This window comes from Microvirga sp. BF8 (genome assembly GCF_059888585.1).
Map to the genome: position 1 here is coordinate 2,697,537 of NZ_CM187619.1, position 12,508 is coordinate 2,710,044.

General features: G+C 66.4%; 12 protein-coding genes and 1 pseudogene. 1 reads left to right on the top strand and 12 read right to left on the bottom strand.

The genetic code is table 11. The features are described from left to right. Positions 1–17 precede the first annotated feature (17 nt). From AC522E_RS12850 to AC522E_RS12885, 8 genes and pseudogenes are all read right to left on the bottom strand, one after another. Complete coding sequence (locus AC522E_RS12850; protein WP_500750820.1) at positions 18–227, bottom strand: hypothetical protein; 210 nt, start codon at positions 225–227, stop codon at positions 18–20. Positions 228–310: 83 nt separating this feature from the next. After that, positions 311–859, bottom strand: a pseudogene (locus tag AC522E_RS12855) (glycoside hydrolase family 108 protein); the annotation flags it as partial. Then, the gene (locus AC522E_RS12860; RefSeq protein ID WP_500746654.1) at positions 801–2,336 is read right to left on the bottom strand and encodes a DUF2793 domain-containing protein; all 1,536 of its coding nucleotides are present in this window, start codon (positions 2,334–2,336) and stop codon (positions 801–803) included. The gene AC522E_RS12860 and the pseudogene AC522E_RS12855, both read right to left, overlap by 59 nt. Positions 2,337–2,462: 126 nt before the next feature. After that, positions 2,463–3,602 (bottom strand): GGDEF domain-containing protein, encoded by a 1,140-nt coding sequence (locus AC522E_RS12865; RefSeq protein ID WP_500746655.1) that lies wholly within the window; start codon positions 3,600–3,602, stop codon positions 2,463–2,465. Between the two features lie 151 nt (positions 3,603–3,753). Continuing rightward, entirely contained in the window at positions 3,754–7,623 is a 3,870-nt protein-coding gene (locus tag AC522E_RS12870; RefSeq protein WP_500746656.1) for a baseplate multidomain protein megatron, read from the bottom strand. 19 nt (positions 7,624–7,642) lie between these two features. Further along, positions 7,643–8,062: an NlpC/P60 family protein gene (locus AC522E_RS12875; protein ID WP_500746657.1), complete on the bottom strand. Its 420-nt coding sequence runs from the start codon at positions 8,060–8,062 to the stop codon at positions 7,643–7,645. 321 nt (positions 8,063–8,383) lie between these two features. Then, positions 8,384–9,274 (bottom strand): phage/gene transfer agent baseplate hub protein, encoded by an 891-nt coding sequence (locus tag AC522E_RS12880; protein WP_500746658.1) that lies wholly within the window; start codon positions 9,272–9,274, stop codon positions 8,384–8,386. Between the two features lie 176 nt (positions 9,275–9,450). Beyond that, positions 9,451–10,089, bottom strand: coding sequence for a phage distal tail protein, Rcc01695 family (locus tag AC522E_RS12885; RefSeq protein ID WP_500746659.1), 639 nt, complete (start codon positions 10,087–10,089; stop codon positions 9,451–9,453). Positions 10,090–10,174: 85 nt separating this feature from the next. Here AC522E_RS12885 and AC522E_RS12890 point away from each other — a divergent pair, with 85 nt between their 5' ends. Further along, complete coding sequence (locus AC522E_RS12890; protein ID WP_500746660.1) at positions 10,175–10,417, top strand: HP1242/YdcH family protein; 243 nt, start codon at positions 10,175–10,177, stop codon at positions 10,415–10,417. A gap of 7 nt (positions 10,418–10,424) precedes the next feature. Here the strand turns inward: AC522E_RS12890 and AC522E_RS12895 are convergent, their stop codons facing one another. The 4 genes from AC522E_RS12895 to AC522E_RS12910 all read right to left on the bottom strand — a co-directional run bounded on the left by AC522E_RS12895 (position 10,425) and on the right by AC522E_RS12910 (position 12,410). Further along, on the bottom strand, positions 10,425–11,102 hold the full coding sequence (locus AC522E_RS12895; RefSeq protein ID WP_500746661.1) for a phage tail tape measure protein: 678 nt from the start codon (positions 11,100–11,102) through the stop codon (positions 10,425–10,427). A 336-nt stretch (positions 11,103–11,438) separates the two neighbouring features. Next, a complete protein-coding gene (locus AC522E_RS12900; protein WP_500746662.1) occupies positions 11,439–11,642 on the bottom strand; it encodes a rcc01693 family protein in 204 nt (67 codons plus the stop codon). Next, on the bottom strand, positions 11,639–11,986 hold the full coding sequence (locus tag AC522E_RS12905; RefSeq protein ID WP_500746663.1) for a gene transfer agent family protein: 348 nt from the start codon (positions 11,984–11,986) through the stop codon (positions 11,639–11,641). Before AC522E_RS12905 ends, AC522E_RS12900 begins: the two co-directional genes overlap by 4 nt. A 13-nt stretch (positions 11,987–11,999) precedes the next feature. After that, positions 12,000–12,410 (bottom strand): phage major tail protein, TP901-1 family, encoded by a 411-nt coding sequence (locus AC522E_RS12910; RefSeq protein WP_500746664.1) that lies wholly within the window; start codon positions 12,408–12,410, stop codon positions 12,000–12,002. Positions 12,411–12,508: the final 98 nt, after the last annotated feature.

Below are 12,508 nucleotides of genomic sequence, written 5' to 3' on the forward strand. Positions count from 1 at the left end.
CGGGCGCCGCGTCCCTCCTAGTTCAGGATCTGCTTCGTCGCCAGGATACGAAACACCGTCGAAGCGACAAAGCTCGCCGCAGCGACGATCTGCATGACAGCCCCGATGAGGGGTTCCGTTTCGAGCCCGGAGACGTCGAAGCCGAGGATGCCGAGCAGGAGGGCGGCCAGCCCGATGAGATTGGACCAGACCGTGCGGCTGGCGAGGATCGTCTTGGTATCGGGCATGTTGGTTGTCCGTTTCGGGAAGGTGTCGAGACAGAGGCGAGCCGGATGGCCTCGCGCTCGGTGGAGAGGACCCGCCTGCGCCATCCGCGCCCGAACACGGGCCATGCCGCGAGGCGGGAGAGAAACCCGAGCCGCTTGCGGGTCAGGGCACGGACGACGTCCGCGGCATTGGTGGCGCGAGCGGCTTGGAGCGTGCGCGGTCCGGGAATGCCGTCCACAGGAATGCGCAGGACCTCCTGAAGCAGGCGTACGGCGCGGACGGGTCCGGAATTGACGGCCATGTCGAAGACGACGAGGCCGAGGCCGGGCGGAAGGTCGTCGCCCCGGATCACATCCCAGTAGAAGCGGCGGTAGATCGATGCCGCCTCGACTCGGGCGAGCCCGCGCACATCCTCTGCGGAGGCGGACCGTCCCCTCGCCTGGGACAGGGTCTGTCGCGTGATGCCGAAATTGGTGGCTCCGCCGGCATCGCGCGGATGCCGGACAAAACCGCCTTCCAGCGCGAGGACATGCGTCAGGGCGGATTCGAAGGATGGGGAGAGTCGGGGCGGAGCCGCCATGGGTGCCGCCATGTCAGATTTCCGCCTGCAGCCCGATGTAGCCCGATGATCCAAGATAGAGATTTCCGACATTGCCGGCCGTGCCGCTGAAGGCAGCGCCGGCCTGGAACCTCAGGATGATCGACGACGGTGTGGGGAGCCCGGCCAGGGATGCGACAACACCTCCGGTCTGATTGATCCATGCGCCTGCGACATTGTCGAGGAAGCCGAACTGATGGCCGCTGGGAGACGCACCGGACCAGGAGAAAGCGTTTGTCAGCAGCGTCGGCGCGGCGCGCATGGGGATGGGGAGCATGAGGGGAAAGTCGATCAGGTTGACCGATCTTCGCTGTCCGAGAACCGGCAGAACACCCGGCGCCGTCCCGACGGGGACGAGCCTCTGGTAGTAGCGCCGGCACCGCACCTCCTCGATTTCGTCAGGCTCCCGCAGCCAGGGCGTCGAATTCGGGCCGATTTCGAGCTTGATGCGCCTGAACGTGACGCCGTTCCCGCTCGACAGCTGCAACCTGACATGGCCGGTCTCGGAGGCATCCAGTGTCACGGTGGCAGAGCTTCGCCCAGGGCCGGCGGGGAGCATCGTCTCCTTCGCGCCGATGGTCGCCAGGATCGGCAGCGTGAGGTCATCGACCGACAGCGTCAGGGTGCAACCGCCGAAATCACCCGCCTCGAGCAGAGACTCGGCGAGGGATACGTCGACGACCTGTTCGAGTGTTCCCGCAAAAGATACCGTGCCATCCGCGCTGCGCGAGAGGCTGCAGCCGCCCGGGCCGCCGCGCCAGCGGTCGAAACCATAGGCACCTGATCCGAGAGAGCCGCCTGCGAAAGCACGCTGGTTGATCGAGAAACCGGAATTCATCAGCAGGTTGTCGCCGACCGGCGTGGTGCCGCACGGGAATGTCACCACCCCCGAGAGGCTGTCGACCACCATCGCATCCCGCCATAGAACTCCATCCGACGAAACGCGAAGGCTGAAGTCGTCGCGGCCGATCAGGCCCGCTTCCGCCCTCCCGCCATAGGCGCTCTGGTACAGCAGCGAGAGGACGCCGGAGGATAGCGGCTTGTTGAGAACGAGGCGCAGATCGTCCGTTCCGCCCTGCGCGATCCTCTGCGCATCGAAGAGAGCGGCATTGAGCCTCGCGGCGAAACGGTTAAGGTCGTCGGCCGCCGTACCGATCCCAAGGCGATCGAGTTGCTCGATCGCGTGGACGTAGTGGCCGATCCCGTTCCATGCGGCACCGTCGAAGACCACGAGCGCATCCTCGGCTTCCACAAAGGCGCGCCAGCCGGGCCGCGGAGGAAAGAAGCGCCAGACTCCGAGATCGAACAGGGCGATATCCCCATCGTGACCTTCGAAAATCCCATCCGCACCGGCGCCGATGAGATAGCGGTCCCCCTCCTCCGGCGCGACGGGTGCGCTCGTACGATTGCGCTCCTTGACGGAGAGATGGACGAGGGCATCGAGGAAGGCGATGGCTTCATTGTGGGTGACGTGCTTCTGCGCCTGCGCTGCGGCAAGCAGCGGCAGCGCCAGATGAGGCGTTGTCGACATGGAAAACCTGTTGTTGGAAGGCGAACGAACGAGTGCGGCCGGCCCTGGCCCGTGCAGGGCCCAGGACGGGGCGGTTATGCCCGGAGAGGAGCGAGGCCTCGTGGCCGGAGGAGGCGGGCCCGGTTTCTAGATTTCGGCGCTTCTGAACGAAGCCACGGCATTGCGACCGTCCGCTTTTGCGCGATAGAGCGCGACATCGGCCTTGCGAAGGAGATGTTGAACGGTGGAGCCGACGCCCGTCACGCAGCCGACGCTGACGGTCACCTCGACCCTGAGGCCGAGCACGATCTTGCCCACCGACGAGAAGGAATGCCGAACCTTCTCGGCCAGCGCTTCGGCCTCCGAGGCTTCCAAGGGCGCCATCGCCGCGAATTCCTCGCCGCCCAGGCGACCGAACACCCCGCCGGGAAGATGGTCCGCCAGGACACGGCCGAAAAGCACGAGAATATGGTCGCCGACTTCGTGGCCAAAGCCATCATTGATGGCCTTGAAATTATCGAGGTCGAAGAGAAGGCAGCTGACGGGCGCATCCTCGTGCCGGGACAGCAAGGTCGTGGCCTTGGCGAAGAAGGCTCTCCTGTTCGGAATGCCGGTCAGGGAGTCGACGAGCGCAGCCTGCTTGTATTCGTATTCGAGCTGTTCCTTCGCCATGGACAGGAAGACGAAGGCCAGAGTGGGCATGAACGTCGCCATCGCGATGGCCATCTGGCTCGTCCAACGCTGGGGGAAACCATCCAGCCAGAGCGTTTGGGCAAGGGAGAAACCGAGCATTGCGCGAAGCGCGTTGTATCCGACCAGGCCGACGAGCAGACAGATGGCAATCATCTGCGAGGCGAGGCGATGCCGGGCATGCTGCCAGAGCTCCCAGGCCGCCAGGGCCGCATAGCCTCCCGAAACCATCGCTACGGCTACGAGCCGGACCGCCGAATGTTCCATGATGAACGGGAAGGCGAGGCACCAGAGGCCCACACCGGCAAGCATGGATACCCATGTCGGCGATCGCCCGTTGAAAACCCGGCAGCCGGTATAGAGAACTCCATAGGCCAGCAGGAGGGAGCTGTTGGCCACCCACAGAATGAACGGCGTCGGTTCGCCACCCCCGAGGCTCACGAGTCCGATGGCGATGAGCACCAGAAAGAACGCCACTCCCCACCAGGCGAGCGCCTGGACTTTGCGATTGAGCGCCCATGAGAACAGCAACAACGCCCCGAGGACTGCCGTCATCTGCACAAAGACTGCGCTGAGAGTGTAGAGATCGAGCGTCATGAGGCGCTGTGTGATGTTGCTACGTTAGGAAGGGGAGTCGGAACTTTGCATTTTATTATTTGAAGTTTGAGATTTTCGCCTCCTTATCACTATCGGCACGAGCTTGACCAGCGATCCCTTTATTGTGTGCGGTGAACGACGCTCCGTCCGCTCAGGCGACCCTCAGCGTCACGGTTCGCTCGAAGCCTCGCCCCGCGGCGGCGCTGATCTGCATGACGCGACAACTCAGGAAGGCTTGCGGAATGCCGAAGTCGGCCATCTCCTGCTCCGCCGTATAAAGAACAGCAGGCTCGGTGCTCGAGAGCGTGCGCCTGACGATGCCGCCGGCGAGAATGTCGATCTCGTAGCGCTCCCCGTCCTCGGCGACCGGCACATCGACCGTTTCCCAGGAATCGCCGTTGCGACGCGTGCGGCGTATCCAGGCCAGTCGGATTCCCGAACCCTCCCGCCGTCCGGTCACGTGAACCGGGCTCAATGGTTTGAGGGCCTCCCGCCCGGGAGCAGCGGCGAGTTCGACGACCGACGGATCCGCATGGTCCCGCCCTGCCGGAGCGATCCGGTAGATGTATCTCTGTCCGAGGTCGTCGGGATCGCTCGTCAGGGGAACGACCGCTTCGTCCAGCCGGACGATGACGGCTCCGGCGGGCACCGTGCGGCCCGCCTCGGGCTCGCTCCCTCCGAGCCCGCGCAGCAGGCGCGAGAGTCGGAAGCGGCGTTCGCCGATCAGTTCCGCCCGCGCGGCCGAGAGAATTTCCCAACGTCCACCGCCGCCCCTGATGGCGAGGAGGTTGCCGCCGCCCAGCGCGGCTTCGTCGTCGACGGCACTCAAGGTTCCGGACGAGATTTCGACCTCGAAGGCCGAGAGGGGATCCCAGCGCCAGAGCGGCCCCGGTCCGAGATCCGACAACGTGGTTCCGATCACCGCCGGCAGCTCGATGAACCGATGAAGCGTGAAGGTCGCACCGTTGACGGAGCGCCAGACCGCCATGGCACTCGGCCAGGGCGAGGCCGCGATCGCCGCATATTGCAGCGGGCTCGGGTCGGCGGGGCTCACGGGCAGATCGAGGATCACCGCATATGGCTTTCCCGCCACCGGCGGCGGCCGCCGGGGTGGCTTCGGGAGGGACGCGCCCGGCGTCTCGAAGACCGCGGGCTCGACGGCGCGCGTCGTGACCTTGCGGGTCGGGCCGTCGACGATGCGCAGGATGCGATGAAGCTTCGCGCCCGCGTCGGTCGGCACGGCGATGACGTCGCCGGGCTCCAGGTCGATGCGCCGCGGCGACAGTTCGAATTCGGCGCTTTCGCGCCCGGCCCAGAGATCCTGCAGCCAGGAATCGGCCAGGCGCTGCGCCTCGCCGCGGCGGGTGACGATGGCGCTGTCGGCCCGCGCCTCACGCCTGCTGACGCCTGCCAGGCGCCGCGAGGCGACGGCGGCGCGGCGATACTCGCCCTCCCCGTCCGTGTACCCTATCTCCACCTGCTGCGGCAGATCCGTTTCCTGGGCGCGGGTGAGCTTGAGGGTCGGGTTGCGCTCACCCATGACAAGATCGTCCCGGTCGAGCGTCACGACGGCCCGGCCGCCACGCCCGCGCCAGGCGATGCCACCGCCGCTCGCCACCGCATCGACGCCGAAGAGCCGCATCAGCGGCTCCAGGGCGCCACGGGCGGACATGGGGCGATCGATGACATAGCCGTCCACGAACCCGTCAACGGGCAGCGACTTCGGCGCAGCGAGGCCGAAATCCTTCAGGATCGCCACGATGAGCCTGTCGAGCGTCGCACCCTCTACGCGGCCCGTGATCCAATGCCCGGTTTCCCAGTTGCCGCCATCGGCCCAGACGGACGTGAAATCGGGAAAGGCGGGAAAGGGCCGCGCATCCCAGGCCCAGACGAACATGTGGCCCGGATCGACCATGCGCCCGCCATAGGCCGGCGAGACGGGATTGTCTTCGTTGGAGAACCCTTCGAGCGCGGGATCGAAGCGCGACAGGATCGCCTCCAGGCCACGTGCCTGGGCGAGGTCGTCGCGCACGCCGCGGGAAAACGGCGGATAGGCCGACTCCGAGGATTTCGGATCGGGAAAGACATTGGGCCCGTTCGGCCCCTTGTCCACGGCGGGAATGCCGATCTCGGTGAGCCAGATCGGCTTCGCCTTCGCCCGCCAAGCCGTAGTGCGGATTTCCGCGCCACCGACGCGCTCCACATGCGGATTCGACCACCAGGAGACGAGGTCCTTCGCGCGGTAGATCCACGGCTTGTCGTAGGCGCCGTCGGTGATCGGCCTGCGTCTCTGCGCATTTCGGTCGGCGGCGTTCGCGTAGTACCAGTCGAAGGCTTCGCCGCTTCCGAGCCTCCGGCGCAGATAGGAAACGTCATAGGCGCTGCGCGCATCGGCAAGATCCGAATGGTCGGGACCGTCGCGCCAATCGGAGACGGGCGGATAGTAGTCGATGCCGATCGCGTCGATGGCATCGTCCGCAAACAGCGGATCGAGGGGAAAGCGCACCTCGTCGCCGCCGTCCAGCACATGGGCGCCGTATTCCGTCCAGTCGGCGGCATAGACGATCTTCGTGCCCGACCGGAGGATGGCCCGCACGTCTCCCGCGAGGGCCTTGAGTTCGTTCACCGCCGGATAGGCGCCGGGCGCGGACCGGACACGGGTGAGGCCGACCAGTTCGCTGCCGAGGATGAAGCCCTCGACGCCGCCCGCCTCCTCCGCGAGCTTCGCATAATGCAGCACCAGGCGGCGAAAGCCCCAGCTCCGGTCGAACCATTGCGAGACCTGCGTCGCCGCGGCAGCGGTCCCGTCGGGCGAGCCCGGCTGGCCCGGCGCCGGGTGGCAGGTGATGCGCCCGCGCCAGGGATAGGCCGCCTGCCCGGTCCTTCCATAGGGATCCGGCAGCGCATTGCCGATGGGAACATCCATCATCACGAAAGGATAGAGGACGACCTTTAGGCCACGCCCCTTCAACTCGGCGATCAGCCTGAGGACGGTTTCATCCGAGGGAGTGCCGCCATAGGCCGGCATGCCGTTCACCCGCGAGACCGGCTTCGCGTCCGCGCGGGCCAGGCCGGCAACGGACCACGTGGCGCCGTCGGTCTGCTTCGTGGTCACGTCCACGCGCGGCTCGACGATGCAGGACCCTGCGCGCAGATCGCTGCCGAACCAGCTGACGACGAGAGACACGCGTTCGAGATTCGGGCAGAGGGATTGCAGCGCATCGAGGGAGGCGTTCACGTCCGTTGCGCGCTGCAGCTGATGACGGTTTTCCGGCTCCGTCGCCCCCAGCCCCAGGACCTTCATGACGAGCGTGTCGTCATAGCCGAATTCCGTGGCGCCGGGGATCAGGCAGACGGCCCGCAGCATGCGGTTCAATCCATCCACGGGCCGCACGACCTCGAAGGAGAATTGCGGCACGCGGTTGCCGTAATCGGCCAGCGGCAGTCGCTCGAACACCACATAGGCGAGGCCGCGATAGGCGGGTGCGTCGGCGGCCCCTTCCTTCGCGACGATCAGCGGGTCCGCGCTCTGCGTCTCATGGCCTTTATGGATGCGCATGACGATGGCGTTGAGATCGACCTCGCGGCCATCCGCCCAGACGCGGCGGATGAAAGCGATGGGACCTTCGCACAGACCCACCGCGAGGTTCGCATAGTAGGAATAGGTCACGGTCTTTGTCTGGGCACCCTTGCCGCCCATGCTCTTGCCGCCCTGGGCACCGGAGCGCTCGGCTTTGGTGTTCGCCACCTCCTCGAGCCGCGTCGCCCAGATGAGCTGTCCGCCGATGCGCGCGCGGCCATAGACCCTCGGGATCGGTGCGCCCTCGGTCGAGGTGAGCCCGTCGATCTCCTTCAGGCGCGGCCCCTCGACGACCTTGCCGCCGTCGGCGGACCCGAAGAGCGCATTGTCGATGGCGGCGCCAGCAAGTCCGCCGAGCGCACGCCCTGCAAGCGCCCCCAGGGGACCCGCGACCATGCCTCCGACGACGGAGCCGACAGTTTGAAGAACAAGTGTGGCCATGACGATCTTTCAATGGCTGTCAGACGGGAAAGCGGAACACGTGCGCGAGGTGCCGCCGCCACCAGGGGCGGAACGCCACCTCCGTGACGCAGGCGCCGTCATGGGCATGGACCATGGTGTCGGCGGAGGTCGCGATGGCGCAGTGCTTGACGGGACGGTCCGCGCGCCAGCGGAACAGCAGCACGTCCCCCGGAGTGACGGAATGGCCTGCCTCGATCAGGTGCCGGCGCGCCGCCGCGAGCAGCGTCTCGCCGCCTGATTCCGCCCAGTCGGGCGAGTAGGGCGGCGGCAGTTCCGGCTCTGCCCCCATAACCTCGCGCCACACGCCGCGCAGCAGGCCGAGACAATCGCAGCCGATCCCTTTCAACGAGGCCTGATGCCGATAGGGCGTGCCGATCCAGGCGCGGGCGGCACTGACGATGAGAGCGGGTGCGGGCATGACGAATTTTCAAAGATCGGTTTTCTGGAACCACGGGTGCGGGGAGACACGCCATCGTCACTCCGGGATGGTCGACGGGACCAATCCCGGAAATCATAGGCGCCGACGTTGCACAATTCGGCGCCGTGGCTGCGGTGGCTCGCTATCCTGTGACGCTGGTGGTTATGGGTTCCGGGCTCGCCTGCGGCGCCCCGGAATGACAGCGTGAGAGCATGAACCTCCGTCATTCCGGGATGGCCCGCAGGACCAGGCCCGGAACCCATAAACGCTGACGATGCCGGAGAAAGTGCAGCGGCCGCCGTAGGACTTCATCCTCGCGCCTCACCGGAAGAAGCTGCCGCCGTCGAGGCCGGGCTCGCCCTGGCGCGGAACGCGGATGATGAAATCGTTGCCCGGCATGTGCGGGAAGCCGCGGAAATTGATGGCGTTCCTGAATCTGTCGCGACAGGCCGCATGGGTCTTGCCGCATCCGGCCGTGACCCGGAACGTATCGCCGACCGAGATCGTCTGCGGCGCGCGCTGCCAGAGGTCGAATTCGTCCGTGCCGCCGACGGCACGATGAACCTTCACCTCGACGGAGACGCCCGCGTTCGGGCCGGTGAGCCATGTCAGGCGACCGCCGGTACACCAGCCATCGGCGAAGCCGATTCCGGATGCCGCGATTGCGAGCGCCCCGTCCGTCCGGCTGACGGCGCCCGTCTCGGAATAGGTCGACGATGACAGGTTCACGCCGCACCGCGCGTCGCCGAGATCGGCGGAGCAGGTAGCACGGAACAGGCGCCCGCGCTCCTCGTCGAGCCGGTGCATGAGCCCCCTCACCTCGGCGACGAAGCCGCCATCCGTGCGGCGGATCTCGCCGATGGAGCCGATGTCGAGGAGGAGCCTGTGCCCCACGTCGCTCCAGTCGACGAGCCAGGTTTCCACGCTGGCATCGTCGTAGAAGCCCGACGAAATATCGTCCTCCGTCAATCCGGCGGAGACGAGCGCGCCCGAGACCTCGCCGCCGCCGACCGCGAATCCGAGCTCCGACGCCGCCTCCGCGGCTTCGAGACCGGAGCGCGCGGCGTAGACCGTGCCGCCGAAGGAGAGATCGCCATCGTGATCGGTGAATCCGAAAACCGTTCCATCGCGGCGGATGAGCTTCCAGCAATGGCACAGATGGGTCGCGCCTTCCGCCAGATGCGCGGCGAGGCCGAAAGGGATGGTTCGCATGGGACACTTTCGGTTCTGGCTCGTGATTCCGGGACGGCGCATAGAACTGCGCCCGGAACCGATAACCACCAGCGTTGCAGGATCGAGAGCGGCGATCTCCGCTGCTCTTCATTCTGCACTGGCAGCGTTTATGGGTTCCGGGATCGCCTGCGGCGCCCCGGAATGACGGCGAGGGGTTACGGCACGACCTCGATGAGCGGGATCTGCGGGATCGCGCCTGCGTCGAAGGCGGAGAGGTCGATATCGAGTTCGTCCGTATCGAAGCGCACGGGCACGTCGAAGGCGAACCCGGCGGTGATCGCGACCCCTGGAGCCGGCGGCGCGACGAACGTCACGAGGCCTGTCGTGGGATCGCAAGAGAAATCCGGGCCCGCCGCCTGCTCGACGCCGTCGAGTGCGACGCGGACCGTGGCACCGTCGGGCTTCGTGATGACCCGGCGATAGGGCGCGTAGGCCGCCCCGTAGGTCTTGGCGAGCTGGAACTGCCGCGCCGCGCCGTCCCCCGTGCCGATGCGCTGGTCGAGGGGCGTCGGCGCATGGGATGGCGGCCCGGACCGCCAATCGGCGCGGTCGCGGAAACGGAAGCCGACGAGGCGGCCGCGCCGCTCCTCGAAGAAGGCGATGACCGCGTGAAGGGCATCGATGCTGCGCACCCCCAGCCCTGCATCGTAGCGGCGGCGGGACTGCGCCCAGCGGCTGTTGCGATGCTCGCGCCCGGAGGCTAGCGTGACGATGTCGGTGCGCCGCACCGGCCCTCCCCTGCTGCCGAGGCTGACATCGAGGGGGAAGCGGACCTCGTGAAAATCGGATGCCATGGTTCATCCTTGACGATCATGAAACGGAAAACGGGCGCGTGACGTTGTCGTCGCGAAGCTTCACCGACGAAGGAGACGAGACTCGATGACGAACACCCCGAACCTCGCCGACGATTTCCCCGGCCAGGCCGACCGGATTCATCGGCTGAAGACCAGCAACAACCATTTCGCGCGGCTCTATGACGAATACGACGAGCTCAACCGCACCATTCACCGGGTCGAAAGCCGCGTGGAGCCCACCACCGAAGACGTGGAAGAAGAATTGAAGCGTCGCCGCGTCCAGCTCAAGGACGAGCTCGCGGCCATGCTCGCCGCCGACAAAGCCTGAAAAGCCATCACATGCCACGCTGGCCGCGCGCGACGGCGCGGGCCAGCGCCGCGGAGACCTGCGCCTCCGAGCGGCGAAAGCTGTCCGCATCCGGCGTCGAGACGTTCACCGTCACCGACAGGGGCCGCCCGCCCCCGCCGGACCGGACACCGAGGCGCCCGTCGGGCCCCCGTGCCAGCGGCATGACCGCCTCCGCGCCCTTCTCGCCCATCACCCCGAGGCCATGCCCCAAGGGAAAATAGGACGGAGCGCCGACGACACCGCCCTGGGCGAACGGCATCACCATGCCGCGGGAGAACACGCCGCCCCTGGCGAAGGGCGACGGGGCATCGGCGCCCGAGCCGAAGAGCGAACCGATCCCTTTGAAGAGCCCGCCGAGCATCCCCCCGAAATCGAGCGGCGTCGCACTGCCCAGCCCCCCGGTCGAGATCGACTTGGCGCTCTGGCTCAGGGCCGTCTGCAGGGGCGCGAGAGCCAGGTGTAACCCTGTTTCCACAAGAGACTGGCGCAGCGATTTCAAAACCCCGTCGAATTTCTTGCCTTCTGTAACATTCTTCGCAAAAGCATGAGACAGAGAGTCACCGAATTTTTCGGAGAGTCCGATGAGCGTATTGAGCTGGCGATCCTTGTCGCCGAGGACTTCCCTGCTCTTTTGTTCATTCCTTGAGTCGGTTGAATCGGCCATCTCGCGCACCTTTCCGAATTGCGTTTGTCTGCTTTCCGTTCTCGCGGTCGCGGCCTGTCAGCACGAGAGCCCGTCGCTGGTCTTCGACACCGCCCGCCTTTCTCAAACGGAATGGATACGGATGCAGGAGGAATGCGATTACGAGGCCGAGAAGGCCACGGGCTCTGCCGCACCTGAGATCAGGTTCTCCCGCTGGCAGAGAATCTACATCGCCTGCATCGAATTGAGGGGCATCAGGTATCTCGGAACGACGGATCAGTTTCCTCATCTGAAGAGGCGGCGCCCCGGCGAAGGCTGATCGACCGACGAGACCTCGCGGCAGCGGGACCCTGTCCGTCACCGTTCGTCCGGAAAGCTTTTCATCAGGCGAGCAAGGTCGCTTCCGAGCGCGGAGGCTCTTCCGGCGCCGCGCTGTGTCGAATCGAGCGCCGCCATCACCTCGCGCGGCGTCGCGCGCCAGAATTCAGCAGGGCTCCACCGCAGGAGGCCGAGGCCGAGATGCATGACGTCATCCCAAGGGAAGGCCTGCTTCTCGCTCACACCTCCTGCGGCTGCGGAGGGTTTGTGGGCGGCGCCTCGCCACCGAAGGTCACGATGAGCAGATCGGCAATGGCTTGCGCAACGGGCCCGATACCCTCATGCAAGGGCAGGCTCGCCGCCTCCGCGTCGCTCACGTCATGCCCGCCGCCACGCAACGCGACGACAAGCATCGTCAGGAGATCGCGGCTCGAGAGACGGCCGCTGCCGAACCGCTCGGCGAGTGCATTGAGATCCTGCACGCCGAACGCATCCTCGAGTTCCGCGAGGGCGCCGAGAGTGAGGCAGAGCGTGTAGCGCCGATCGCCGAGGTCCAGCGCCACTTCGCCTCTTCGTCTGTTGGCCATGGCCGAACTCCTGTCAAAGCGCGACGAAAGTGAGCGCGCCGGCGGATTCGAAGGCCATCTCGAACGTCACTTCGCCCGCATGGTCGCCGCGATATTCCAGGCTCGTGATCTGGAACGGCCCTTCGATGCGGCCGAAATCGGGGATGACAATCTGGTAGGTGAGGATGTCGCCGTCGAAGAAGACCTGGCGCATCCGCGCGTCGGAGGCTTCGTCCTTGAACACGCCGGAGCCGGTGATGCCGGCGCGGCGCACGCCGACGCCGGCGAGCAGTTCGCGCCAGCGCCCGGAGGATTCCGAGTTCGTCACGTCGACGGTCTCGGCGTTGAAGGCGACCTGGCGCGTGCGCAGCCCCGCCACCGTGACGAAACCCGAGGCCCCGTCGCCGATCTTGATGAGCAGATCCTTGCCCTTCTGAGCAGGCATGGGGTGTTCCTTATATGCTGGGGAGATGGATGAGAGGGGATTGGCGCTCCGGCGGACGTACAGTCACTCCGGGCACGGGGCGCCGCCATTGTCATTCC